The 24,016-nt window shown below is 68.8% G+C and carries 23 protein-coding genes; 5 read left to right on the forward strand and 18 right to left on the reverse strand.

Features of this window, described 5'->3' with window-relative positions:
• Nucleotides 1-407: 407 nt before the first annotated feature.
• The 14 genes from ABZS37_RS23770 to ABZS37_RS23835 form a co-directional block, all read right to left on the reverse strand.
• Entirely contained in the window at nucleotides 408-1,967 is a 1,560-nt protein-coding gene (locus ABZS37_RS23770) for a hypothetical protein (protein ID WP_355172261.1), read from the reverse strand.
• Nucleotides 1,964-2,998, reverse strand: coding sequence for a bifunctional DNA primase/polymerase (locus ABZS37_RS23775; protein ID WP_355172263.1), 1,035 nt, complete (start codon nucleotides 2,996-2,998; stop codon nucleotides 1,964-1,966). The genes ABZS37_RS23770 and ABZS37_RS23775 overlap by 4 nt, the downstream gene beginning before the upstream one ends.
• A 98-nt stretch (nucleotides 2,999-3,096) precedes the next feature.
• A complete protein-coding gene (locus ABZS37_RS23780; protein ID WP_355172265.1) occupies nucleotides 3,097-3,393 on the reverse strand; it encodes a hypothetical protein in 297 nt (98 codons plus the stop codon).
• Complete coding sequence (locus tag ABZS37_RS23785) at nucleotides 3,393-3,686, reverse strand: hypothetical protein (RefSeq protein ID WP_355172267.1); 294 nt, start codon at nucleotides 3,684-3,686, stop codon at nucleotides 3,393-3,395. The genes ABZS37_RS23780 and ABZS37_RS23785 overlap by 1 nt, the downstream gene beginning before the upstream one ends.
• Nucleotides 3,683-4,000: a hypothetical protein gene (locus ABZS37_RS23790; protein ID WP_355172269.1), complete on the reverse strand. Its 318-nt coding sequence runs from the start codon at nucleotides 3,998-4,000 to the stop codon at nucleotides 3,683-3,685. Before ABZS37_RS23790 ends, ABZS37_RS23785 begins: the two co-directional genes overlap by 4 nt.
• Before the next feature lie 147 nt (nucleotides 4,001-4,147).
• Nucleotides 4,148-6,277, reverse strand: a complete 2,130-nt coding sequence (locus ABZS37_RS23795; RefSeq protein WP_355172271.1) for an FtsK/SpoIIIE domain-containing protein — start codon at nucleotides 6,275-6,277, stop codon at nucleotides 4,148-4,150.
• A gap of 234 nt (nucleotides 6,278-6,511) precedes the next feature.
• On the reverse strand, nucleotides 6,512-6,733 hold the full coding sequence (locus tag ABZS37_RS23800; protein WP_355172273.1) for a hypothetical protein: 222 nt from the start codon (nucleotides 6,731-6,733) through the stop codon (nucleotides 6,512-6,514).
• Nucleotides 6,734-6,826: 93 nt separating this feature from the next.
• The gene (locus tag ABZS37_RS23805; RefSeq protein WP_355172275.1) at nucleotides 6,827-7,294 is read right to left on the reverse strand and encodes a DUF3307 domain-containing protein; all 468 of its coding nucleotides are present in this window, start codon (nucleotides 7,292-7,294) and stop codon (nucleotides 6,827-6,829) included.
• Between the two features lie 95 nt (nucleotides 7,295-7,389).
• Nucleotides 7,390-7,599, reverse strand: a complete 210-nt coding sequence (locus ABZS37_RS23810; RefSeq protein WP_355172277.1) for a hypothetical protein — start codon at nucleotides 7,597-7,599, stop codon at nucleotides 7,390-7,392.
• Between the two features lie 315 nt (nucleotides 7,600-7,914).
• Nucleotides 7,915-8,775 (reverse strand): DUF2637 domain-containing protein, encoded by an 861-nt coding sequence (locus ABZS37_RS23815; protein ID WP_355172279.1) that lies wholly within the window; start codon nucleotides 8,773-8,775, stop codon nucleotides 7,915-7,917.
• A gap of 17 nt (nucleotides 8,776-8,792) precedes the next feature.
• The gene (locus tag ABZS37_RS23820) at nucleotides 8,793-9,461 is read right to left on the reverse strand and encodes an NUDIX domain-containing protein (RefSeq protein ID WP_355172281.1); all 669 of its coding nucleotides are present in this window, start codon (nucleotides 9,459-9,461) and stop codon (nucleotides 8,793-8,795) included.
• Entirely contained in the window at nucleotides 9,461-9,772 is a 312-nt protein-coding gene (locus ABZS37_RS23825; protein ID WP_355172310.1) for a hypothetical protein, read from the reverse strand. Before ABZS37_RS23825 ends, ABZS37_RS23820 begins: the two co-directional genes overlap by 1 nt.
• 40 nt (nucleotides 9,773-9,812) lie before the next feature.
• Complete coding sequence (locus ABZS37_RS23830; RefSeq protein ID WP_355172283.1) at nucleotides 9,813-10,175, reverse strand: RRQRL motif-containing zinc-binding protein; 363 nt, start codon at nucleotides 10,173-10,175, stop codon at nucleotides 9,813-9,815.
• On the reverse strand, nucleotides 10,175-10,426 hold the full coding sequence (locus ABZS37_RS23835) for a DUF6284 family protein (protein WP_355172285.1): 252 nt from the start codon (nucleotides 10,424-10,426) through the stop codon (nucleotides 10,175-10,177). Before ABZS37_RS23835 ends, ABZS37_RS23830 begins: the two co-directional genes overlap by 1 nt.
• A 643-nt stretch (nucleotides 10,427-11,069) precedes the next feature.
• Here ABZS37_RS23835 and ABZS37_RS23840 point away from each other — a divergent pair.
• Together ABZS37_RS23840 and ABZS37_RS23845 are read left to right on the forward strand one after the other, a co-directional pair.
• Nucleotides 11,070-11,936, forward strand: a complete 867-nt coding sequence (locus ABZS37_RS23840; protein ID WP_203148190.1) for a GntR family transcriptional regulator — start codon at nucleotides 11,070-11,072, stop codon at nucleotides 11,934-11,936.
• Entirely contained in the window at nucleotides 11,933-12,628 is a 696-nt protein-coding gene (locus ABZS37_RS23845) for an HAD family phosphatase (protein ID WP_355172288.1), read from the forward strand. The genes ABZS37_RS23840 and ABZS37_RS23845 overlap by 4 nt, the downstream gene beginning before the upstream one ends.
• A 1,275-nt stretch (nucleotides 12,629-13,903) precedes the next feature.
• On the opposite strand, the gene ABZS37_RS23850 is transcribed toward ABZS37_RS23845, so the two are convergent.
• The 3 genes from ABZS37_RS23850 to ABZS37_RS23860 all read right to left on the reverse strand — a co-directional run bounded on the left by ABZS37_RS23850 (nucleotide 13,904) and on the right by ABZS37_RS23860 (nucleotide 18,079).
• Nucleotides 13,904-14,851: a hypothetical protein gene (locus tag ABZS37_RS23850; RefSeq protein WP_355172290.1), complete on the reverse strand. Its 948-nt coding sequence runs from the start codon at nucleotides 14,849-14,851 to the stop codon at nucleotides 13,904-13,906.
• On the reverse strand, nucleotides 14,848-16,038 hold the full coding sequence (locus tag ABZS37_RS23855) for an ATP-binding protein (RefSeq protein ID WP_355172292.1): 1,191 nt from the start codon (nucleotides 16,036-16,038) through the stop codon (nucleotides 14,848-14,850). Before ABZS37_RS23855 ends, ABZS37_RS23850 begins: the two co-directional genes overlap by 4 nt.
• 1,396 nt (nucleotides 16,039-17,434) lie before the next feature.
• On the reverse strand, nucleotides 17,435-18,079 hold the full coding sequence (locus ABZS37_RS23860; RefSeq protein ID WP_355172294.1) for a class I SAM-dependent methyltransferase: 645 nt from the start codon (nucleotides 18,077-18,079) through the stop codon (nucleotides 17,435-17,437).
• Between the two features lie 154 nt (nucleotides 18,080-18,233).
• On the opposite strand from ABZS37_RS23860, the gene ABZS37_RS23865 reads away from it, so the two are divergent.
• Nucleotides 18,234-20,819, forward strand: coding sequence for an AAA family ATPase (locus ABZS37_RS23865; protein WP_355172296.1), 2,586 nt, complete (start codon nucleotides 18,234-18,236; stop codon nucleotides 20,817-20,819).
• Between the two features lie 75 nt (nucleotides 20,820-20,894).
• The gene (locus tag ABZS37_RS23870; RefSeq protein WP_355172298.1) at nucleotides 20,895-21,719 is read left to right on the forward strand and encodes a class I SAM-dependent methyltransferase; all 825 of its coding nucleotides are present in this window, start codon (nucleotides 20,895-20,897) and stop codon (nucleotides 21,717-21,719) included.
• A 6-nt stretch (nucleotides 21,720-21,725) separates the two neighbouring features.
• On the opposite strand, the gene ABZS37_RS23875 is transcribed toward ABZS37_RS23870, so the two are convergent.
• Entirely contained in the window at nucleotides 21,726-22,199 is a 474-nt protein-coding gene (locus tag ABZS37_RS23875) for a hypothetical protein (protein ID WP_354994637.1), read from the reverse strand.
• A gap of 151 nt (nucleotides 22,200-22,350) precedes the next feature.
• Here ABZS37_RS23875 and ABZS37_RS23880 point away from each other — a divergent pair, with 151 nt between their 5' ends.
• Nucleotides 22,351-23,634 carry an MFS transporter gene (locus ABZS37_RS23880; RefSeq protein ID WP_355172300.1) on the forward strand — a complete coding sequence of 428 codons (1,284 nt, stop codon included), beginning with the start codon at nucleotides 22,351-22,353 and terminating at the stop codon, nucleotides 23,632-23,634.
• Nucleotides 23,635-24,016 lie beyond the last annotated feature (382 nt).

The raw sequence follows: 24,016 nt of genomic DNA on the forward strand, positions 1-24,016 counted from the left end.
TGGGGAGGCAGCACCTCAGAACGACGCAGGGCGACCCGCCGAGAGCCACGTACAGCCAAGATCCGCGATGGGCTGGGGTTAGGCCATGCACGAATCTGGCTGTGTGGCTCTCAGCGGGTCGCGGTAGTGGGTCGGCGGCGGCGGGTGGCTGGTTGTCCTGCGTGAGAGCGGCTGAACCATCTCCGCATCTCCGCATCTCCGCAAACATGGCTGTGAGCTGCGCAAATGCTTGCGGAGATGGTCGGAGGTGATGAGGGGTCATCTCCGCAACGAGCGGTTATCTCCGCAGTTGGCTGCGGAGATGCGGAGATTGATGATCCTCTTGGTTCTGATCTCCGCAGGGTGTTTTACCTGGTGGTAGGGGGTCGATGCGGAGATGCGGAGATGCGGAGATGGTTCAGCGGGTTTCACCCCTCGTGCTGCTCGACCCAGAACACGGCCCGGTCCCCCCGGTCGTTGCGGCCTGCCCGGACGACGTGCTCACCGCGCCACCGACCGGCTTGCCCGGTGAGCAGCCGACCGAGTTGCAGCGCATTCGGTAGCCGCCCGTTGTGGGTGGTGATGAACTGCCCATCCCACGGGTCGTGAGCGTCGCTGCCGAGGTGCATCGGCTCACCGTCTTGCCGCAGTTCGGCGGCGGTCACCGCACGACCGCCGTGGCGGTCGTGCCAGCAGGTGAGGAATGCGCGCCAGCGCGTTTCGTCCTCATCGATCCCGCGAATCTCGGCCGCATTGGTGAGGAATCCGCCGATGCCGTGATGCGCCAGGAACCCGCCGAGGGCTTGCGCCCACGGGGTGAACTGCCGCATCGACAACCCCGACACCCGAGGTGCCCCTTGGCGGGTCCAGTCGAGCACCAGCACGAGCAGGTGCCACAGAACGGTGAGTTGGTTGGCCGGGTCGGTGATCCACTGGTCGAGGTGCGGGATGCCGAACCCGCGTTGGTCGCGTAGCTCGGGGCGGGGCATATCCGGGTCGAGGCGTACCCGCACCGTGCGGGAGGCCATGTCCCCGCCGACCTGGAGGTTGTTGCCAGTGGCCATCCACAGCCGGTCGTTGACGGTGGCGACGTTGCGCGACGCGCCCAACTGCCGGTCAGACCACACTCCGGAGGTGACGAGCTGCGCGAGCACGGCGGAGTCGATGACGGTTCCCTCCGCCAGGTTGTCCCAGATCACCACGCCGACCTGCTCGGCCAGCACGGCAGTGATCGACTTGCGCAGTTCCTCATCGGAGTACGACCAGGTCATGACCCGCTGCCCGTAGAGCATCCCCGGCCCGGCCGTGAGGATCGTCTTACCGGATGAAGGCATGGTGGCGTCGATCAGCGCGAACGGCGTCAGGCTGCGGGTGAAGTGCCGCAGGATCGGCGTGGCCAGCAGCGCCACGTAGTTGGCCCGGTCGGCGACGGCTGCCCATGGGAAGTCTCGTAGGAACCGATCGAGCAGGAACGTGCGCGCCTCGTCGACCTGCTCCGGGGTCGGTTCGTCCGGCACCGGGGGAAGCGCGACCTTGGATGCCAGGTAGAGGCCGGTCGCCGGGTCGTAGCCGGGCTGTTGGAGCAGGGTGCCGTCACGGCGCAGCACCGGGGCACCGATGATCCCGCGCAGCGGCGGCACGCCCGGCCACGTCTTGCCGGCCAGCACCGACGACAGGATGTCGCGAGGTGGGGTCACCTCGTCTTCGTAGACCTCGGGATCCCCGCTGTCGCTCTTGCGGCTCTTGAGCCGGTACACGTAGGCATGCTCGGCCAGCAGCCCGGCCAGCCCGGCAGGGTTGACCATGCTCGCCGACACCGGCAGCGGGGAGTCTTCATCGGCGGCCGTGGCCATCCCGCCGGACACGGCTTCCATGTGCACGAGCGCTCCGGCGGACACGTAGGTGTTGGGGAGCAGCCCGTCGACCAGCGCCGCTTTGAGCACGCGAATGGTTTCGGGGCCGGAGCCGATCTGCAACCGGGTGCTCATGCCGCCGCCCTGCCCACTCCGGCGAGGGTGCGCGGGTTGCGCGCCCCGATCCGCAGCCCGGACGCGATCGTGCGCGCGACCTCCCCACCCGGCAGGCCGAGCGACAGCGCGGCGGGTTCCAACACGGCAGTCACGTCGGCGTCGGTGAGCGCGCCCCCGGCGACGAGCTGCCCGAGCGCCACCGCAGAGGCGAACAGGGCGTGATTGCGTTGCCCCTCCGGGACGCCGGTGAGGTGAGCGACCTGGCGGCGGATCGCCGCTGCCAGGTACGCGCCGCGCCGGTCCGGCGGCAGCGCCACCGGGGCGGGCCGGTGAGCGGGTCGCCGGGCAGGGGTGAGCAGCCCGGCTACCCACGCGGGCAGCGGCGCAGGGTCGCAGTCCAGCGCGATCTCGTAGAGGCGACCGGCGGCGGTGCTGCCAGCGGCCACGACATAGCCGCCGTGGGCGCGGGTGTCGACCTTCCATCCCAGCCCGCCCCGGTCCCCGGTGGTGTTGCGCAGCAACGGCTCGGCGGCGGGGTAGCGGTAGTAGAGGTGACTGCCACCGCTGGCCGTGGTCACGGTGTACGTAGCGTCGATACCGCCACGCGGCACGTCAGGGCCGAACCCGTCGAACGGGTCGAGCGGGGTGCCGTGCCGGGCGGCAAGGGTGGCGAACACGTCGAGGCCGTCACACGCCCCGGCCCACTGCGGCGGCGGGGTGTCGTCGGCGTGCTTGGGCACGTCGAGGTCGACCACGACCAGCCCGGAGGGGCCGCAGGCAATGCCGATGCCGTAGGGGCGGGTCGACCACGCCCGGCGGATGCGCACGGGGTCGGTGGTGGCGCGTTCCTCCCAGCCGACGTGACGGCCGGCGGCGCGGCAGCGCGGGTCGGTGCGGGGGCAGTGCTCGGCGGTGCAGCGGTTGGGAAACGCTGGCCGCTTGGCCGCATCGGGGTCGTCGGGTCGGTCGTCGGGACGCAGGGGAAACACGCGCCAGCCGCGCGCCGCGCAGGCGAGCGCGGCGGCCAGCAATGACGAAACCTCGGGCATGACGGTCCTTCCTGGCAGCGGCGGGCCGGTGGCCAGCGGCGCGCGGGGCGCTGGCCACCGGAAGGTGAGCGCGCGGAGCGCGCCGATCAGGTCTTGGGTTAGCTGGCGTGCTGTCGCCGGTCCGGGAACGTGAGCACCGTCGCGCCCTCATTGGTGTCGGGTCGGGCGGGGCGGTTCGTCCGCCGGGTCGGGGCGACGCTTAGCCGCACGTACATCCGGGCGCGACCGGCATCGGGGCCGGTCATTGGTCGGCGTGGTCCCTGCCAGGCGATACGCCCGGCGGCAGTCAGGGCGCGTATGGCAGCGTCGAGTTCGGTCGGGGTGCCGGCGAGCCAGATTTCCAGCCCGGACAGCGGCGCGTCGCGCATCGAGGGCCGGTCACGGTAGGCGCTCATCACGCGGCCCTCCTCGGCCGGGGATGTCCGGCGATTGCGGCGCGGGTCACGGCCTGGCGCAGGTCACCGAGCAGCCCGACCAACTGACGGCGCGCGGCCACCTCGCCCGGAGCGAGCGCGACCCTGACGCGCACCTCGGCGTGCTCCCGCCCGGAGGCGGTGCGCACCCGCACCAGCACGGCGCGGGAGCGCCCGGCGACGTCGACCACGATCTCGTCGGATCGGTGCTCCCCGAGGTTGCAGCGGTGATCCATGCCGCACCACTCGGTATGCCCGGCGGCGCGGCGGTTCATCGGCCCGCGTGCCGGCGTAGCCGGCGGAAGTGGTTGACCACGCGCCGACCGATCCGCAGCCGCAGACCGGTGCCGGCGCAGCGGCGGCAGTCGTGCCGACCGCGCAGCGCACGGGGACTGGCCGTGCGCCGCAGCACCCGCCGCCACATCGGCGGCGGGGCGGCACCGGTGCCCTTGCATCGGTTACAGGCCGTGAACGGCTTGACGTAGCACGCTCCGGCGTAACCGACAGCAACAATCAGGGCAAATCCGGCGAACCAGACTGCGGACATTCCGGGCGTGTTTGTGCTGGTAGCGGCCACGGTGAAGGTCATTGGATGCTCCAAACAGGGGGTTACCGGCGGTAGGCGAGGTGCGCCGCTACCGCTACCGGTGAAGATCGGTGCTGGTGGGGCGGGTAGCGGCCCGGGTAGCGGTGCCGCTACCCCTCATCGGCCCGCTACCCGCCCCCGCTACCGGCGTCAGCCGGCGTCGCCCTCGCGCTGTTGCGCGGCGGCGGTGAGGTCCGCGAGGTACGTGCCCTTGCGGGTCGACCCGCCGGACTTCACGTTGCGTGACTCCACGCCCTTGCCGCGCACGAGCGCCGACAGCGCCTCCGGAGTGACGGCCGAGTACGCCTCCGGGAACCGGTCGGCCAACCTGCCGGCCAGGGTGTCCCAGTGCTGCCCACGCTCGGCCGGCACCCACACGGCCCGCAAGTCGTCGAGCACGTCCCGCGTAGCCGGCAGGTCGGCCGGGCCGGTGGTGCCGCCGCGCAGGGTCACACCCCGCTGGCAGATCTTCTCCACGGCGGCCCGGTCGAGGTACGCGGCGCGGACGGCGGACATCTGCCCGTAGCCCACCCGCACGCCCCACCCGGCGTCGACACCGATCTCGAACTGTGTCGGCCGGGCACCCTGGCGGTACGCGCCCGTGCCCAACGCCAGATCCGTCTCGACGTGCGACGGGACGGCCAGGCACGTCCGCAGGGCGATGTTCGACGTGACGCCCTTGGGTAGTGACTGGTTGTCGATGCGCTGGGTCATCAGCACGAGGTGAATGCCCAGCGCCCGACCGCGCTTGACGATGCTGGTCATCGCGGCCGTGGCCGACTTCCCGATCTCCGGATCGGTGATCAGCTCCTGTACCTCGTCGATGGCGGCGACGATCGGGCGCAGCCGCGCGTCCTTCGCCGCGATGGCCCTGTTCAGCTTGTTCTCGCTGTTCATGCCCTGCGTGGCGTAGTGCTTGATACGCGGGCCGCGCACGTCGCACTCCTTGAGCAGCCACATCAGCATCCGGTACGCGTTGGCCTTGGTGTCCTCGTCCGCACCCGACCCGAACAGGTCCGGCGGGCACAGCGGCTCGAACGCGTCGAAGTCCCCGCGCCCGGCCAGGTCGAAAACGGCGAACTGGGCTAGGGGGTCGAGGGCCATGCCGGCGAGCACCACCCGCGCCGACAAGCTCTTGCCCGACCCGGGGAACCCGGCGAACAGGCTGTTCCGCTCGTCCATCCGGTACTCAACCGGACGCATGCGCGGGTCGAACCCGTAGACGAACGGCTTGAAGTAGTCCGTCTGCCCACCGCGCAGCAGCGGCCACGGGGGTTGCTTCATGGCCGACACCGGACGGTCGGCCACCCACAGCGCGAGCCGTGAGGGGTGCTCGCGGGGCATGACGTCCGGCCACACCTGATCCATCGGCAGGCGCAGCCCACCGGCAAGCTTGGGCCGTTCCTCCACCACGTCGACCGCGATCACCCCATCGGGCAAATCCACGATCGCCAGGTAGCCAGGGCCGTCCCGGCGGATCTCCCCCACCCCGGCGGGGAACACGATTTCTTCGGGCCGCTTGACCAGACCGGTGGCCATGATGCCCTTGCGGGTCAGCTCCGCGGTGAGCTTGCGGTAGATCGGGCGCACCACCGTGCGGGCCAGGATCGGCTTATCCAGCGGTCGGCCGTAGCGGGCCAACCCGACCAGGCCAGCGGCCAGGACAGCCAGCTTCACCGACCACGGCGTCACGTCAGCGGCGAGCAACATCCCGCCGCCGCCGGTGGTGAGGGTTGCGGCGCCGGTGACCCACCACCGCCACGACGCTTGCCGCATCCGGTGCCGGTCCAGGTCCAGCCACGTCTTCGGGTCGTTGCGGTTCGCCGCGTCCTGGCGCAGGTGCCAGTTGCCCGTTTCGGCGCTGGTCCAGCCCAGCACCCGTGAGAACAGCCGCGCCGCGCCCTGCGGGGCGTACCAGGCGACCTTGCCGGCGTAGACCGGCGACAGCACCACGTGGGTGCCGACGTGGTACCCGGCCGCGCCCACCGCGCGGCGCAGCATGTCGCGACGCTGGTAGGAGTCGGTCAGCCACACCGGCAGTACCGGCCCGGACCGCCGGTCCAGCACCTCGGCCAGGTCGGGGCGGCGCTCCGGCGGGTCGACCGGCCCGCCCACCACGACCGGGTCGGGGGTGACGGTTTCGGCGTCCGTCGCGTCGGCGGCGGACAAGCCCTGAGCGGCGGCGGCCCGGTCCGCGCGCCGCTGCGCCAGATCCACGATCCGGGCAGCCTTGTCGTCCGGGGGCGGGTCGGTGGGGTTGGTGATGGGATCGCTGGTCATGATGGGGGTTCCTCCAACGGTCGGGAGATCGGTAGGGGGCCGGCGGCGCGGCCGGGTTGTCGAGGCCGTGAGGCCGCGCCGCCGGGCAGGGCTAGCTGTCGGTCGCGCCGCAGCAGCGGCACGTCTTACCGCCGTTGATCGGTGAGCAGGCGCAGCCGCAGGAGAGGCAGCCGCGTCCGGGAATGCCTCCGGAGTAGGCGTGCAGGCACCCGCAGCCAGGGCAGCGGGCCGGCATCAGCGGCCCTTCTTGCCCTTGCGGCCGATCGCGGTCGCGCCGTTGCCGATCGCCGACTGACCCTTGACCTTGACGCTGCCGGTCTTGATCGATCCGTTGTCGGAGCGGCTACCGGCGTCGAAGTTGTAGTGCCCGGCAGTGCAGATCGCGAGGGTGCCGGTGCTGTCGACGGAAACGCTCTTGAAGCCCTTGCCGCAGGTGGAGCAGGACGACATCGCCACGGGGATTCCTCCTTGCCGTGCTGCCAGCGGGTCTGGCAACCTCCGCACCCCACCGGACCGATTGAGCGGCCGGGCCGGTGAGGGCGGGGGTGGTCAGGCCGCGATAAGCAGCGCGGAGACGAACAGGAACGCGACGTGCCAGGACTGATCCAGGGCGTACGCGCCGGTGCCCAACGAGGGGTTGTCGTCGTGACCGGGCCGGGGGATGCCGAGCGCGTGGAAGCGGCCCGATCCGAGCGCGTCAGCGATGCGCTTGAGCGGGGTGCGCCGGTCAGCGATGTAGTGCGATACCGCTGAGACGGTGAGCCCTACGCCGACGGCCCACGGGTCGAGCCGCAGCCCGGTACCGGCGACCAGAAACACCAACGCAAGCAGGGCTGTCGCGGTGTAGGTAGCGACGTGCGCGGCGCAGGCGATGCGGCCGGGCCAGCCGGGCTGGCCCTTGCAGTCGGCTTGATGCTGCGTCTGGATCCAGTGGTCGCCCACCTGGTGAGCGACATAGAGGGCGACGAACACAGCGGCGAACGCTGCGACCCGCGCGCCGGTGGGGTCTGCGAACATGGCTGGTCTCTCCCGAGGTCCGAAGGGGTTGAGGGGTGAGGGGCGGCGGCGCGACCGGGTTGTCGAGGCCGTGAGGCCGCGCCGCCGGGCAGGGGTTACCAGCGGATGTTGAAGCCGCCCCGGATCTCATCGACCTGCCGGCCCACCGTGGCGTTACCGGAGCGGATGTTCTCGGTCCGGCCCGGGGTGGTGTCGGCCGGCGGGGTGGCCTTCGGGGCCTTGCCGGTGTCGCGTCGGCCGATGACCTGGCCGACCTGAACGTCAACGCGGTCGTTGCCGGATGCGACGTTGCGCTTGCTGCCCATGACGGGTGTTCCCTTCCGGCGGCCAGCGGGTCTGGCTGCCTCCGCGCGCCACCGGGTGATGAGCCGGTGGCGACGAGGGCGGTCAGCGCCCGCTACGGGCCGGGGGTGAGCAGTCGGCGCAGGCAGTGGGCCGGGGCGCGTTGCCCCACAACGTGGCGTAGTGCCTTCCGCAGGACAGAAGGACGGTTCGGGAGTGCGCGGCAGCCGCGCAGCGGGGGATCATGGATGTTCTCTCCCTGATGTCTGCAAGACGGATGGGGTGAGACCGGCGGCACGGCACAGGTTGCGAGCCAGGGGCCGTGCCGCCGGGCGGCGCTATCTGCGGATGTTGGCGGCGATCCGCCCACCCAGCTCCACCAGGCAGATGGAGGCGACGACCACGAGGCCATCGACGGACAGCGGCAGCAGGTACTGGGCTCCGTTGGTTTCGCCGTAGCGGGCAGCGACGGCGGCCATGTGCCAGTAGGAAACCCACGCGGCGATGCCGGCGATGAGGGCGGTAGCGGCCCACCGGCCGATCGCGAGGCGGCGGGAGTGCACCGGGACTCGGGAGATGAGTTCGATGGTCAGCAACAGCGCCAGCGGGGACCACGCGGAAATGACCTGACTGATGAGGCTGTCTCGGGCGTGCAGCACGTTGCCGGCGATGGAAGCGGCCACGCCGAGAGCGAGCACGAGGCGGACCGCCCACCGGATGCGCTTGAGCGATTTGAGTTGTGCGGCGTCGGCCGGGGCCGGGGCGGGCGTGATCTTCGGACCCGGGTGTCCGTCCGCCGGGACCTGCGGCGACTTCTCGGCAGCCGGGCGGCGGCGGAACCACCTGCGGCGCGGCCGGTCCTGCTCATCGTCCTCAGCCTGACCTGGGTGTCCGTTTACGCGTACCTGAGCTGCGGCTACCGCCTCCCGCATCTCCTCGTCGGTGATGGCCGGCTGCGGTCCGATCGGGTCGGCGTAGTCCATCGGGTCCACCGGCGGCGCGGTGGTGTCCACCTCGGTCGGGCGGTCGGTACCAGCGATCAGCCGCTCACGAAGCTCGATTGCCTTCGGGACACCGATCTTGAATTCCTTCATCAGCCGGTTTCGGCTGGGCAGCTCGCCGAGCTGGTCGGTCAGAGCCAACGCGCCGGGGTACAGGTCGTCGATGCTGCGGGGGTGGATGCTGGCGGGGGCAGTCATGTCGGTTGACCTCCTGGTCAGTGGTCGAGGACGTCGGCGAGCAGGTCGCGGTGGGCGGCGAACACGTCGCCGTCGAGGTAGTGGCGCAGGTACTTGCTGAGTCCCTGATAGGAGGCGGCCCGGACCCAGGCGGCGCGGCGAGCGTCGTCGCTGCCGGTCACGTCGGGCAGGCCGCGCCACCCGTGGCCGAGGTTGATGCGGACCGGGGTGGTGACCATCCATGCCTCGTCGGAGGCGCGGGGGTCGGGCACGTAGCGGACCGGCAGCGTCTTCACCCACGGGGCCTTGGGGTCGGCGGTCAGGCCGGTTTCCTCGGCCAACTCGCGGAACGCGGCGGCGGTGGGGTCCTCGCCGGGGTCGACGTGACCGCCGGGCAGCGCCCATCCGTGGTCGTCGTCGCGTTCGATCATCAGTAGCCAGCGGGTGCCGTTGGCGTCGGTGGCGATGACGATCGCGTCGGCGCACTGCGCCTCGCCCCAGTGGCCCAACTCGTTGCGGCCGTACCGAATGCCGGTTGGTGCGTACGGGTTGACGGGTCGGCAGTCGACGAGGGGGAACGGGATTGCGGCGGCGGCCCGGCGGGCAGTCCAGTCGATGTCGGCGGGGTTCATGGTCGGATCGGCCCAGCCCGCCCCGGCGGCAATGCCGGCCAGCACGGACGGGTGAGTAAAGGTCCGGTCGGTCATCAGGCCACCGCCAGCGCGGCGAGCTGATCGGCGGTCGCCGGGGCGAGGGTTGTGCCGCTGTCGATGTACTCGCGGGCAGTGGCGTAGAACTCCCAGCCGTGCCACGTCGGGTAGGCGTTCATCGACCGGTACGGTCGGCCGTCGTCGGTGGTGCCCTGGTGCTCACCGACCAGCATGTCCGGGTCGTTGAGCCCGGCCAGGTGCAGCCACGACTTGAGTTCGGCAATGCTGTCGAAGGTGACCGACAGGGACACGTCGGGGGTATGGACGGAGACGGCGGTCGGGTTGGCTAGCAGGATCAGTTCGGCCATGACGGCGCGGTGGTTCTTGCGTGTGCTCACCGGGACTCCTTTAGTAGCGCGGGGAGCAGGTCAGGCACTCGCCGAGCGAGCGCGGGATGAAGTAGGGCCGCACCTGGCGGCAGGTGCGGCAGGTGCGGCGGGCCGTGAGCGCCTTGCCAATCGCGGTGCGCTGCGCGGGGGTCGCGGTGCGCTTCGGCGCGGCCAGGTCGACCCGGTACAGGTACGCGGTGCGGGTGCCGCCCACGCCGCGCCAGAGCACCTGAGCGGCGACGGGTTGACCACCGGGGCGCAGGCCAGCGGCGGTCAGTTGACGGCGGGTGGCGTAACCGGGCGGGGCACCCTTCCACCAGTACGTAGGGATGCCGAACCGCGCGCCGTCCGGGTCATGAAAGGCGGCGCGGATGCGAGGCATCAGGCCACCCGCGCACCACGGCCGGTCGCCGCGCGAGCGGCCAGCAGCGACCGCGCTTCCCGCATCACCTGCCGCCGCGCCCGACGTACCCGCTGCCAGTCCAGATCAGACGGAGCAGGGTCGGCGCACAAGATCGTGATCTGCGCGTCGAGCAACAGCACCTCGGCGTCGATCAGCGGCATCTCCCGCTCGATCGCGGCCAGGTCATCGAGGCTCGGACCCTGCGGGTCCGTGTGAAGGTCGTGGCTCACTTGGAGTTCCTTCCGGAACGACGCTTGCCGGCTACCGGGCGGCGGCGGGCGGTGGTGGACTCGCCGCATGAGCGGCAGCAGTCCTGGTCAGGGGCCAGCGGGACGAGGGAGCCGCACACGCGGCAGTTGCGCCACACGGCGCTGCTCTTGGTCGTAATCCGCACGGCGGCGGCGATGCTGACGGACATGAACGGCTCACCTCTTCCAGCTCGAATGAGGGTGGGAAATCCGGGAAGCGCGGCGCAGTCAGCGGCGCTTCCCCGGCGGACATCGGGGTCGTGCCACGCAGGCACGGCCGGCGACCCTTGGTTGAGCGAGCGAGCGGACACGTCTTGCAGCCGGACACGTCAACGGCTGACACCCGCAGCTACCCCTAGGTCGCATGCATCGGGACCAATGAGGAAGACGGATCTCCCTGCGTCCCGGACCTCTGTGAAGTTCTCAATCGGAGCCATGTGCCACGGCGGTCTACAGATTCACGAGCGGTACAGCCGAGGCCGCCTCCGCCGGCTGAGGATTCGCCAGCTTGTCCTACCTGGCTAGCCAGGTGTGAACACGGATGACGCTAGGGCGTCATGGCTAGCCAAGTCAAGGGTTGAGCCGGAACTTCCCTAACTTGGCTAGCCAGAGCTAGGCTGACCCCGTGAGCGAGAACCTTGACTTCCTTGGCGAACTCGACCCCGACGACCCAAAACAGGCGTCGCAGCAAATCGCGAACAAGCTGCGGGCCGCGATCCTCACGAGGCGGCTAGCCCCGGGCGACAAACTGCCGTCACAACCCGATCTCGCGGCCCGATACGGCGTGGCCAGAGAGACCGTCAAGCGGGCGCTTGAGCTGCTACGAGCCGAGCGACTGATCATTTCCAGGCAGGGGAGTGGCGCGTTTGTACGCGCGCAGACGCAGCGGGCGGTGGAGTTGCGACCGCACATCGAAGCGGCGTTCGAACGCCCTCACGTCACCATCGACTTCGCGGGGTTCTCAGGCGAGACGCTGCGGGACGCGCTCGCCGAGGCGCTCGACAAGGTGCGGGTCGGCCGGCTCGCACCGGAGACGATCGCGGTGCGGGTGCTGATCTCCGACATGGCTGCGCCCATGGCGCTGCCGGCGCGCGCCGAGACGCAGGCGGATGATCCGGCGGTGCGCGAGCGGGCCGAGCGCATCACGCGCCGGGCGGCGGACGGGATCATTGACCAGGTAGCGGAGTTGGGCGACCTCGGTCTAGTTCGATCGGCCACGGTAGAAGTGCGGATGCATCGTGCATCGCCCCTGTTCAAGCTCTACATGCTGAACGGGGAAGAGGTCTTCTTCGGCTTCTACCCGGCCGTTGAGCGCACCGTAACGATCAAGGGTGAGCCGATGGCGATCTATGACTTGATGGGCAAGGACGTGCCGCTTTTCCACTACGCCGTGACTGATGACGACACGTCCGACGGCACGCAGTTCGTGGAGGCTTCCCGCCAGTGGTTCGACTCGGTGTGGTCGACCATCGCCTACCGGTACGACGGATGAGCGCCGACCTTGGCCGACTGCTCGGCAGGGTCGGCGCGGTGCTGCTCGACTTCGACGGGCCGGTGTGCAGCATCTTCGCCGGGTACCCGGCCCCGCACGTTGCCTCTGAGCTAGTTGACCTCCTGATGCGGCGAGGCGTTGACGTGCCGATGGACCTTGCCAGCGAGCGGGACCCGCTCGAAGTGCTGCGCCGTACCGCTGCGCTTGGCGACCAAGGCATGACGCGGGCGGTAGAAGATGCACTCTGCGCGGCCGAACGCCAAGCCGTCGAGACTGCTGAACCGACCCCTTACGGGCGGGAGGTCATCGTGGCTGCCCGGCAATCAGGGCTGCCGGTGGCGGCGGTCAGCAACAACTCGGCCGGGGCGGTAACCGCATACCTGGCAGCACACAGGCTCGCCGGGTACGTCTCGCCGGTGGTCGGCCGGGCGTACGCCGACCCGAACCGCATGAAGCCCAATCCGGAACCGATCCTGCAAGCTGTGCGTGCCCTCGGTCAGTTGCCCGCCCGGTGCGTTCTGGTCGGTGACTCGCTGTCGGACATCGAGGGGTCGCGGGCCGCCGAAGTCGCGGTGATTGGCTACGCGAATCGGCCGTCAAAGGTTGACGTGTTCCGGCTCGCCGGGGCGGACGCGGTGGTCACCAGCATGGGCGAGATAGCAGCCGCACTGATTAGTCAGGCAAGTGACTAATAGCTGGCCTGCTTCTCATCCGCGCGGCGCAGCAACTAGCTCCTTGGGAACACCCACGCGAGCAGGGCGACGATCAGACTCCCAAACGCGACAAGCATCGAGGTGACGGTAGCAAAGAGCATTTTCTGTTCAGAGGATCTATCTGCCTTGTATAGGTTCCTAATCTTACTAAAAGGGTGCCTGAAGGCGGCACGTGTGTTGGCAGCGAGGGACGCCGTATTCAAACGGGGCTTCAATTGAACACACGCTGACGTCGCCCAGGACCATACGCCAAAGCTGATGGGAAGTAAGAATAGGAGTGATATGCCGGCTAAGCCCGCCGCAGCGGATAAGTTATGAGGCGACCCGGTGGCATCGTAGAAGATCCCCACGTTGCTCACTTCATCGAATATCGTCAGTGGAACCATGATGGCGGCAGTAGGACCACAAAGCACGCCGATCAAGAAGAGGTACTGGGACCGCTTCTCTGCTCGCTTTAGAACCTTGAAGACCGTCTCGAATGAGCGGTCTAACGCGATGCCGCTGAACTCTAAAATTAGATGCCTAGAGCGAGGATTGCCTAACCTCATCTCGATCGCAGAGCTTGCGTCCTTTGCCTCTAACGAGAATTCAAAAATACGACCCTTTGGGGCGGAGGTTACTAGATCATTTAAGGCTTCCGTTTCGTGCCGAACCGTAAGTTGGTAATCTCCGTCGACCGGATCTTTCTTCGAACCGCGCATAGCCACGGTTTTGTGGTCCGCACAGGACCAGGTTAAGTCCCTGTGACTGAGTGCGCTTTCGAGAATGCGGAGATCGCCGAGCTTCAGGCGAATGTTCCGGAAGATCGCAACTGCCTCAATAGATGACCTATCGGTAGACACGGCGGTGATTCTACCGTCCATACGCGACTCTGCCTTGGTCCGCAGCTCACCCCTGTTCACTTTCCTGACCCACCGTTCGCTGAACAGGCCAAACGCCCTGCGACAGCGAGACTGCCTACGGTGCCGATCCAGGCCAACCAGTCAGGCACTGGCCTCAGTCGATGGAGTAGTTGCACAACATCTGCTCATGATGAGGTCCGGCGTCGACCGGTGCCCTCCGCCGCACCTCTGTGAAACGCCCCGTCGAGCAGGTGCGGCGTTGGAAAGTCGTGCCACGTCCGTGCCCAATGCTGTCAGCACGCCCGGGTCGAAATCCGCGCGCCTGTGGTCGGGCCGCCTACAAGGCCGGGGGCACCGAAGGCGGTCGCACCGCACCCGAGCAGTGGCCGAGCATAGCGGAACGCGCGAATGCTTAGACGAGGGCTTCGAACTTTCGTCGATAGTAAGTTGCCCAACTAGCATCGAAATCGAGAGCGTCCAGAAATGCAATTGGTGCACGGTGCTTGAAGTTGGTTAATGTTACAGGGTCTTCGCCGAATTGCCTTGAGAGGAGGTGTAGCAGGTACGCAAGTATCCAGTGCTTTCCTAGGAGTCGCCGTGCTTTGCCAGCGCCGTAAATACGGCGCAGGCGGTCCTTCACCTTCTGCTCCAGGGCGGCATGTTCTGCTGCATGGACCTGGGACTTCAGGAGTATTACGCGCTTCGCTCGGGCTACCTCGGCCTTTATTAAAGGACCGAAGGCCCCTTCATTCACGGCGGAAAGTTTGGAAGTCCCTACATGGCAGAAAGCGCGGTGTGCTGCGGCAAGGCAACACAACTCGATCCAGTCCTTCCAAAGCCGTGCAAATTCAGTCGTCCAGTCTGCGTTCTGTTCCGCGAAGGCTTTAGCACTCTCTTTGTCCAGCGACGCCGCTCGCCCAATCGCCCGGGCGAAATCGCCGTAGATGTAAGCACATGCCTCGGCGTCAGCCAGAGGCGTGTAAATAACGTGGCGTGATCGGCGTAGCGATTTCGAGACCTCGTCAACGTCTCGGTCTGCGCAAAAGGCGATTGAGCGCCGTCCAGTAGAATTGATCACGGACAGCGAGTTGGACTGCTTGTATTGATCGTAGACGGCAATGAGTGCGGCCTTGCCTCCTGCGGTCTTAGATTCGCCAGCGACTCCGACGCGCCTAGTGATCTGTTCTATAAGCCATACCTGGTAACCCTTCTGGTTTACGTAATCACTTGACTTGGCGACACCTTCGTAGAAGGGGGTGTCGAAATCTCGCCCCTCTACGATGATAAACAAGGCCGTCTCTTTGGACATCCGAACGCGTTTTGCAAAAGCCCCTGGGGTGTAAGAAAGCTTCCGGTTCAAAGTTCGAACACCTTCTCGTTAGCTACGTTCGCCATTACCTCCGGCGAATGTGTCGCCAATATTAGCTGGGCGTCCGGATTGATGAGGTGCATAAACGATACAAGTCGGTGCTGCCAATCAACATGGAGCGACAGCTCCGGTTCATCAATTATAATCGCATTAGAGCGGGCGGCAAGGCATTCAAGCAGTAGTCGGACGATCTGCTTCTCTCCACTGGAAAGAGATTCGAGCGGGATGCGTTCATCACCGATCTTCACTCCGACGCCCTGTCTGGGGTCTAGCATCAAGCTCTTGTTTTGAGGAAATAGCTCGGCGAACATCTCCATCAAACGTTGCTGAGGTTCCTGTGCGACTGTGATCGAGTGTTCAACTTCGGCGATTCGAGTTACGACGTCCTGCAGTAGAGTATTCCGCTCGTAGTTCTCAGAAAACTTGTCCTGCGAGGCAAGCTGCGGAGAGATTCGTTGGCCCTTGAAGAAGGAGGTCACCAGCCCGTACGCAATGTCGCTGGGAATAACAGCTCTTGAGCGAGACCGGGATCGTTCACCGCTAAGAATGGCGGAAAGGACCTCAGCCAGACCTTGTTCTTGGGCCTGTCTGATACGGATGAGGGCCGTATTGCTGTAGTCTCGCCAGAGAGCTGTCGTCTGTCGGGCGAACTCCTCATCAATGAGCGTCTCGTTTAGAAGCCCAGTTGCCTCACGAGGGGGAACGCCGTGCCGGTAGCTTGAGTGTGCGAGGTCAGTCATCCTTGAAATTGGTAGATATCCGTGCGGGAAAGAGCGGTCAACTTTGGCATCCGGAGCGGTGGTCCACTGGAGCTTCCGCGTAATCTCGGCTAAGAATGCTCTCTTCTCTTCCTCGGACACTTTCTCCTGCTCCATATACTCCCAGAACTCTTGTTCATCCACCGTTAGGTCGCTTTGTCGAAAAGCTTTCCTAACCGAACGCGTAATAGTTCTCCCCTGTTGTTCAAAGGTTACCTCTGCGGAGCGGAATGGAACCCTTGCAATAATGCCAGTGTGACCCGTTAGAGCACTATGGAGAATCTTCAGGAATGAGGTTTTTCCCGATCCGTTCATTCCCCAGAAGACATTTAGATCCGACTCGAATACCACGTGAACGGCACCCGGCCTGCCAGCAAGCCCGGAAACCTTCGCCTCTAGTAGCTTCGCCACTTCCCTCACATCTCCGGAATTCTGGTGGTTGCCGCGTCTAGCTCCGCTAGATGCCCGCCATGCTTTGCCTGCTACTACACTGCTCTTGGACCGCTCGCTCAACCCCAGGGGTAAACTCCATCTGTCGGGTACCCGACAGGCGCATTAGTAGCGACCTCAGCGTGTCTATGCGGCCGATTGCGGGCTTGAATCACAGGTGCATTGACAAACAAACCCCCGAGGGGGGTCGCCTGGGACGCAACATCGCGAGGCTTTGGCTGACCGGCCCTGCAGCGCCCTATGGGGCAATGGTCTCATTTCCGGTCTCATTCGTGCTGGTTCAGCTTCGTCTGTTGAGGTACGCGAGACCCTTCGGGTGCTGGTGGCAGACCGTGCTGGCCTTGGCTGGCTGCCATGTCGCAGACCTCGAAAGCGTGTGAGGGTCTACCCCTTCCGGGTCCGCACGCCTAGTCCGCAACAAGGCGGCGCGGCTGCTCGCTCTCGGTGCGGGTCCAACGAAGGCCGACGGCGTCCGTGAACACGACGCAGGGTACGAACAGCTTTCTGGGCGCGTCGTAAGCCGCCGCGTCCATACCGTCCCTGGGTGCTGGAGGCTGATGGGGTGGAACCAGCCTAAATTCGGTTGATCCACCTGCATCAATCACTGACTGCGGTAGTCCCTCTGCGGTCTCCCAAAGGTCGGCGCTTGGCGGTTGATCTCCCCGGCTCATGAGCTGGACCTGCACGTCAGTAATCGGGGACGGGGAGTCGTTCCGCACGGTGACCCGGGCTGCGTACCCGCTGGACGACCCGTACTCCCACGCTGCCCGTGACGCAACAAGGCGTGCCTGAGATGCCTCTCGGTCCCGCGCCTCGTCCACCCTCCGCTGTTCCTCCGCACGGTGGCGGCGCTTCTCGTTGCGTAGCTGGATCCCGAAGAAAGCGAGAGTGCCTACGGTGCCGATCCCGGCCAACCAGTCAGGCACTGAGCCCCAGTCGATGGAGTAGTTGTACAGCACTTGCTCATGATGACGTCCCCCGTCGACTGGGTGCCTCTGCCGCACCGCCACGAGCACCGCGTAGACAGGTACAGCGCCACAGCCGTGTTCAGAGTGGCCAGCCATGGCATTCGACGTGACGCTCCAGCTTGCAAGGTTTTTACGATGTGGGGAGAGACTTGGGAGATGATCTAGAAAGACGTGGCGTCTGCGCCGCGTCTAGACTGACGCACACCAACGGCTTGACCTGCACGTACTGCGGGAACCTGAGGTCCATCGAGTGACCGGACGTAATTCGGGACGAAGAGGTCGTCGGTTCGAATCCGGCCACCCCGACCAGAGGCAAGAGGGCACATCCGATCGATGGATGTGCCCTCAAGCGTTTTGCGAACCAGGCGGCGGGCCCGGAGAGCCGCGATGGTTCCCAGCTAGGGCCGTCGGCGTGCGAAGAGAAACGCCCCATGCCTGCTTTCATCCGGGCGGTGCAGCATCTGGGCCTCGACGGTGAACCCTGCGTCAGTGAGCCAGGCTGCGACCCGGTCGGGCGGGCGGCGGTGCACGTACACGTTCATCGGGTGACCGCCGTAGCCCTGCGTCTTCAACCGATGCTCGTCGCCGACGTGGAAGGCGAGCAGCAGGATGGCATGGGGACGCAGCACCCGATGAAAATGTGCCAGGACCGCGGGCACCTCGTCGTCGGGAATGTGGATGAGTGAGAACCAGGCCAGAATGCCGGCAACGGAGGAGTCGGCGAGGTCGAGGTCCGTCATGGAGCCCACCTCGAACCGCAGTCCGGGATGGTTGCGCCGGGCGATGTCGATCATTGCGGGAGACAGATCGACACCGACGACGTCGACACCGAGGCCCTGGAGGTACGCGGTGATCCGTCCCGGTCCGCAACCGATGTCGGCGACGGGTCCGCCGCCGCTGGTCCGGGCCAGTTCGGCGAACAACGCCAGGACTGCCCGTTCGTACGGCGCATCAGCGAGTGCCTCACGCAGCAGGTCGGCATAGCTCTCCGCCACCGTGTCGTAGGACGCCCGGGTGTCGGCGAGCCAGCCGTCAGCGCTCATCCCGGGCACAGTAGTGCAGCGATCAGCAGTGCGCCGGCCCGGCAGGAGTGACGCTTCGGCCGACGGGAGACCAGCACTTCTGGCTGCCAAAACGTGCGGATGCCGCCGTCGCGGCTGATGTCTGAGCAGTACCCGCTGACTAGCATCGACCTCGATGGAGCTGCTGGAGCGCGCGGACGCGCTCGCCACCCTGGACGGGCTGCTGGCCTCCCCCGGCGGCGCGATCGCGCTCGTCGCGGGCGAGGCGGGTGCCGGCAAGTCCGCCCTGGTCGGCGCATTCGCCGCCACGGCCAGGGCCAGGGTGCTCTGGGGCAGCTGCGACCCGTTGCTGACACCTCGGGCGCTCGGCCCGCTGCACGACGTCGCCCGTCAGGTGGGCGGGGTGCTCGCGGACCGACTGACCGCGCTGCACGCGGTGGCGGAGGCCGAACGCCGGGGTGCCGTGTTCGACGCGCTCCTCGACGAGCTGACCGATCCGCGGCCGGGCCGCCGGACGGTGCTGGTGGTGGAGGACGCGCACTGGGCGGACGGGGCCACCCTGGACCTGATCGCGTACCTGGGGAGGCGGCTGGCCCGTCACCCGGCGCTGCTCGTGCTGACCCTGCGCGACGACGAGGTCGGGGCGGAGCATCCGCTGAACGCCGTGCTCGCGAGCCTGCCCCGTCCGCTGGTCCGCCGGCTGCCACTGCCGGCGCTGTCGACCGACGCGGTCGCGGCGCTGGCCCACGCCGCCGGCCGCGCCCCGGACGGGTTGTACCAGGCCACCGGCGGCAACCCGTTGCTGGTCACCGAGGTGCTGGCCGCGGCCGGCGCGGGCGTGCCGCCGACCGTACGCGATCTGGTGCTGGCCCGGCTGGCCGCGCTGCCGGCGCCGGCCCGGGAGGTCGCGGCCCTGGTTTCGGTGGTCCCGTCCCGGGCCGAGCCGTACCTGCTCGACGATCACCCGCCGGCCGCCGTGCAGGAATGCCTGGACCGGGGCGTGCTGGTGCCGGTCGGCAACGCGGTGGCGTTCCGGCACGAGCTGCTGGGTCGGGCGGTACGCGAGTCGCTGTCCCCGGTGCGTCGGGTGGCGCTTCATGCCGCGGTACTGGCCCGGCTCACGCCACGCGCGGACGTGGACGCCGCCCGGCTGGTGCACCACGCGCATCACGCCGACGATCCGGAGGCCGTGCTGCGCTGGGCGCCCGTGGCGGCCGAGCGGGCCAGCCGGGCGGGCGCCCACCGGCAGGCGGCGGACCACTACGCTCTCGCACTTCCGCACGCCGCTGACCTGCCCACACCGCGCCGGGCGGAGCTGCTGGAGGCGTACGCGACGGCGGCGTACCTGGCCGGGCGGGCCGCGCAGGCGCTGGACGCCCGCCGGGACGCGCTGGCCCTGCGGGAGGCCGACGGCGACCCGCTGCGGATCGGCGAGAACCTGCGCTGGGTGTCCCGGCTGTGCTGGTGGACCGGGGACAGCCCGGCAGCCAGGGCGGCGGGCACCCGAGCGGTCCAGGTGCTGGAGTCCACGCCTCCCGGTACGCAGTTGGCGATGGCCTACAGCAACATGTCGCAGCTGCTCATGCTCGCCGACGACAACCGCCAGGCCATCGGCTGGGGTGACCGGGCCCGGGAGCTGGCCCGCCGGCTCGGTGACGTGGAGACCGAGGCACACGCCCTGGTCAACGTCGGCTCGGCGCGCCTCCAGGGCGGGGACGTCGCCGGCCTCATCGAGCTGGAACGTGGGTACGCGCTGGCCGTCGCACACCACCTCGACGACCACGCGGCGCGCGCGTTGGTCAACATGGCCACCATGGCGGTGGAGTGGCATCGGGTCACGCCGGCCGCCGAGGCCCTGGACCGGTCACTGCGGTTTACCACCAGCCGGGACCTCGACGGGTACGCCCGGCACCTGCTGGGCTACCGGGCCCGACTGCGGTTGGCCACCGGCGACTGGCCCGGCGCGCGCTCCGACGCCGAACAGGCGTTGGCTGGCACCGCCCAACCAGGCGGGAGCCTCGTCCCGGCCCTGGTCGCGCTGGGCCGGCTCGGTGCCCGCCGAGACGAACCGACCACGCACCTCGACACGGCGGCGCGCTGGGCGGTGCAGAGCCGGGAACTCCAGTTCGTGGTGCCGGTCGCGGCGGCGTTGGCGGAACGGCACTGGCTGGCCGGCGAGCCAGGGCCGGCCGTCGCCGAGCTGCGGCGTGCGTACCGGCTCGCGGTCGAGGCGTGCCAGCCCTGGTTCGCCGGGGAGCTGGCGTACTGGCTGTGGCGGGGCGGCGAGCCGGTCGGAGACACCGGCGCGCTGGCCTCGCCGTACCGGCGGCTGATCGAGGGCGACTGGGCCGGCGCGGCCGAGGAGTGGCAGCAGCTCGGTTGCGCGTACTCCCGGGCGGAAGCGCTGGCCTGCGGCGACGACCCGGCGGCCGGCGAGGCGCTGCGGTTCCTGGACGGCCTGGGCGCGGTGGCCGTGGCCCGACGGGTCCGCGCCGACCTACGCGGACGCGGAATGGCCCGGGTGCCGAGGGGGCCGCGACCGGCGACGGCCGCGCACCCGACGGGCCTGACCGCGCGACAACGGGAGGTGCTCGCCCTGCTCGCCGACGGGCTGAGCAACGCCGAGATCGCCGCCCGGTTGTCGCTCTCCCCGCGAACCGTCGACCACCACGTGTCCGCGGTGCTGGGCAAGCTCGCGGTGCCCAGCCGGGGCCATGCGGCCGCGACGGCCCGCCGGCAGGGGCTGCTACCGCCAACATAGGTGTTTCTGCCGATCCCCCGGGGTGCCGCGACACCTAGCGTCGATGGCACCACAACCGTCCGAGGGGGACCACCGATGACCACCGCACTCGATTTCAGCGCCGTGAAGGCACGCCAGCAGGTGACCTGGGCCAGCGGCGACTACGGCGCGGTCGCCGCGCTCATCCACCCGATCTCCGAGTTGCTGGTGACCGAGGCCGACCTGTCGGCCGGCGCCCGCGTGCTGGACGTGGCGACCGGCTCCGGCAACGCCGCCATCGCCGCCGCCCGCTGCGGCTGCGTCGTGACCGGCGTCGACTACGTACCCGAACTGTTGGAACGGGGCCACGCGCGGGCTGCGGCGGAACGACTCCCGGTCACCTTCGTGACCGGTGACGCGGAGCGCCTGGCGTACGCCGACGGCTCCTTCGACGCGGTGCTCTCCGTCGTCGGCGTGATGTTCGCGCCCGATCAGGAGCGGGCGGCGGCCGAGCTGGTCCGGGTCTGCCGGCCCGGTGGCACGGTGGCGCTGGCGTCGTGGACGCCGCAGGGGTTCATCGGCGACCTGTTCCGCACGGTGGGTCGGCACGTGCCGCCGCCAGCGGGGCTGCGCCCGCCGGTCCAGTGGGGCGACGAGGCCCGGGTCCGCGAGCTGCTCGGCGCGGCCGTGGGTGAACTGCGGGCGGTACGCAGGGAGTTCGTCTTCCGCTTCGGCACTCCGGAGGAGTTCGCCGACTTCTTCCGGGCCAACTACGGGCCGACATTGAAGGCGTTCGAGGCGCTGCCCGAGGAGCGGCAACCGCAACTGCACGCCGACCTGGTGGAGCTGGCCCGTACGCACAACCGCGCCACCGATGCCACAGTCCGGATCCCGGCGGAGTACCTGGAGGTCGTGGCGCAGCGAATTCCCGACCCCGCCTGACGCGCGTCAGTCCTGTCGTTCGGTGCGCTCGATCTCGGCGAACGCGGCGGCCAGGTAGTCGTCCAACGACATGCTGGTCGCCGCCAACAGGTCGGCCACGAGCAGCGGGGCGTGCCGGGCCAGGGCGGACGCGTCCGGGCGCGACTCGTCACCCTCGGGGTCGTACACCCCCAGTGCGCCGGCCAGCAGGACCAGCACCACGTGCGGGTCCACGTCCGAACGCCACCGCGTCGCGTCCTGCACGCAACGGGTCAGCACCTGGCGGATGTCGTCGCCGGTCAGCCCGTCCGGATGGCTCTCCTCCAGCAGCAACCGGACCACCGCGCCGAGCACCAGGCCGGAACGCTCGTCCGCGGCAAGCCCGCCGACCGCGTCGTCGTACGCCTGGCCGTCGCGGGCCTGGGCGGCGGCGACGGCCGCGGTGGCGGTCACCGCGATGGCGCGGGCGGTAGCGGGCAGGTGTCGCCAGGTGCCGGTCATCGGGCCAGCATCGCAGACCCGGCGGACACCGTCGGACCGTCGTGAGGCCGAGTGGATCATCGTGGAATTGGTCACCCGCCGGTTTCGGCCGTAGCGGGGCACCGCCAAAACGGTTGGCGCGGTGTCACACCCGGCGAACAGAATGCCGCACATGCTGCGTCGTGCCCTGCCCCGCCGGTCGGAAGCTCGCCGGATCCTCATCGGCACCCTGCTGTCGGCGATCGGGCGCGGCATGACCCTGCCGTTCCTGTTCATCTACCTGACCGACGTACGCGGGCTCACCGACACCCGCGCCGGGCTGGTGATCGGCTGGTACGGGGCGGTCACCCTGGCCCTGTCCCCGCTGGGCGGGACGCTGATCGACCGGATCGGCGCCCGCCGTGTGGTGCTGCCCTGCCTGCTGATCGAGGCGGTCGGCACCGGTTCACTCGGGCTGGTCCACTCGACCGGGTCGGCCCTGCTGGTGATGACGGTGATCGCCATCGGCAGCTCGGCGATCTGGTCCGGGCAGAACACGATCCTCGCGTCGCTGACCGACGACGACGAACGGCAACGTGTCTTCGGGCTGAACTTCGCCCTGCTCAACCTCGGCATCGGCATCGGTGGCATGACCTCCGGCGCGATCGTCGACACCGCCCGGCCCGGCACCTTCCAGGCGATCTACCTGCTGGACGCGGTGACCTACCTGCTGCCGGCGCTGATCCTGCTCACGCTGCCCGGCGTGGGCCACCGGCTCGGCAACCGTCGAGGCGTCGACGAACCGTCGCCCGGCGGCTACCTGACCGTGCTCCGCGACCGCCCGTTCCGCCGGCTGGTGATCTTCGGGCTGATCCTCACCACCTGCGGGTACGCGCAGATCGAGGTGGGCTTCGCCGCGTACGCGGTGCGGGTGGTCGAGGTGAACCCCCGAGTGGTGGCGTGGGCGCTCGCGGCCAACACCGTGATGATCGTGCTCGCGCAGCTCCTGGTGATCCGCCGGATCGAGGGGCGTAGCCGCACCCGGGCACTGGCCGTGGTGGGCGCGGTGTTCGCCGCCGCCTGGTTGGTCCTCGGCGCGGCCGGCCTCGTCAGCGGGGAAAACGCCCTGATGGCCGCCCTCTGCGTGGTGGCCTGCTCGGCGATCTTCGGCTTCGGCGAGACGATGCTCTCGCCGGTGATGCCCGCGCTGACCAACGCGCTGGCCACGGACGAGCTACGCGGCCGCTACAACGCGATGAGTTCGATGATCTTCGGAATCAGCGGTGTGATCGGTCCGGTGACCGCCGGGCCCCTCATCGGCGCCGCCAACGGCAAGGTCTGGGTGGCGACGGTGGTCGGCGGCTGCCTGGTCGCCTCGCTGGTCGCGCTCTCCCTGCGCAGACTGCTCAGCGCCGAACAGGACGGCCGTATAACGACTACCCCGGCGTCCCCCGCCCCGGCCCCCACCCTCGCCTGACGTCGCGCCGCCCGTGCCCCGCCGCCCGCACCCCGCCGTCGCCCGCACCCTGCCGCGTGCACCCCGCCGTCGCCCGGCGCCCGCACCCGCCGCCCGCACCCCGCCGCCTGCACCCCGCCGTCGCCCGGCGCCCGCACCCGCCGCCCGCCGCCCGCCGCCCGCCGCCCGCAAGATCGTGCTCGATCCTGGATGTAGTGGCCTCGGCCGGGCTTCCATGCCACTACTTCCTGGTTCGAGCACGATCTTGCGCGGGGGCCGCGGGGGCCGCAGGGGCCGCGGGGGCCGCGGGGGCGCGGCGGGCGCGCGGCGGGCGCGCGGCGGGCGCGCGGCGGGCGCGCGGCGGGCGCGCGGCGGGCGCGCGGCGGGCGCGCGGCGGGCGCGC

Origin of the sequence: Micromonospora sp. NPDC005413 (assembly GCF_040606435.1) — a bacterium.
GTDB lineage: Bacteria > Actinomycetota > Actinomycetes > Mycobacteriales > Micromonosporaceae > Micromonospora.

Coding starts and splice junctions, on each gene's coding strand:
- ABZS37_RS23825 (WP_355172310.1), bottom strand. CDS start 9,772: ATGGCCGAACTGATCCTGCTAGCCAACCCGACCGCCGTCTCCGTCCAT.
- ABZS37_RS23865 (WP_355172296.1), top strand. CDS start 18,234: ATGGAGCTGCTGGAGCGCGCGGACGCGCTCGCCACCCTGGACGGGCTG.
- ABZS37_RS23790 (WP_355172269.1), bottom strand. CDS start 4,000: ATGACCTTCACCGTGGCCGCTACCAGCACAAACACGCCCGGAATGTCC.
- ABZS37_RS23880 (WP_355172300.1), top strand. CDS start 22,351: ATGCTGCGTCGTGCCCTGCCCCGCCGGTCGGAAGCTCGCCGGATCCTC.
- ABZS37_RS23820 (WP_355172281.1), bottom strand. CDS start 9,461: ATGACCGACCGGACCTTTACTCACCCGTCCGTGCTGGCCGGCATTGCC.
- ABZS37_RS23875 (WP_354994637.1), bottom strand. CDS start 22,199: ATGACCGGCACCTGGCGACACCTGCCCGCTACCGCCCGCGCCATCGCG.
- ABZS37_RS23805 (WP_355172275.1), bottom strand. CDS start 7,294: ATGTTCGCAGACCCCACCGGCGCGCGGGTCGCAGCGTTCGCCGCTGTG.
- ABZS37_RS23795 (WP_355172271.1), bottom strand. CDS start 6,277: ATGACCAGCGATCCCATCACCAACCCCACCGACCCGCCCCCGGACGAC.
- ABZS37_RS23810 (WP_355172277.1), bottom strand. CDS start 7,599: ATGGGCAGCAAGCGCAACGTCGCATCCGGCAACGACCGCGTTGACGTT.
- ABZS37_RS23815 (WP_355172279.1), bottom strand. CDS start 8,775: ATGACTGCCCCCGCCAGCATCCACCCCCGCAGCATCGACGACCTGTAC.
- ABZS37_RS23845 (WP_355172288.1), top strand. CDS start 11,933: ATGAGCGCCGACCTTGGCCGACTGCTCGGCAGGGTCGGCGCGGTGCTG.
- ABZS37_RS23775 (WP_355172263.1), bottom strand. CDS start 2,998: ATGCCCGAGGTTTCGTCATTGCTGGCCGCCGCGCTCGCCTGCGCGGCG.
- ABZS37_RS23780 (WP_355172265.1), bottom strand. CDS start 3,393: ATGAGCGCCTACCGTGACCGGCCCTCGATGCGCGACGCGCCGCTGTCC.
- ABZS37_RS23870 (WP_355172298.1), top strand. CDS start 20,895: ATGACCACCGCACTCGATTTCAGCGCCGTGAAGGCACGCCAGCAGGTG.
- ABZS37_RS23860 (WP_355172294.1), bottom strand. CDS start 18,079: ATGAGCGCTGACGGCTGGCTCGCCGACACCCGGGCGTCCTACGACACG.
- ABZS37_RS23785 (WP_355172267.1), bottom strand. CDS start 3,686: ATGAACCGCCGCGCCGCCGGGCATACCGAGTGGTGCGGCATGGATCAC.
- ABZS37_RS23770 (WP_355172261.1), bottom strand. CDS start 1,967: ATGAGCACCCGGTTGCAGATCGGCTCCGGCCCCGAAACCATTCGCGTG.
- ABZS37_RS23830 (WP_355172283.1), bottom strand. CDS start 10,175: ATGCCTCGCATCCGCGCCGCCTTTCATGACCCGGACGGCGCGCGGTTC.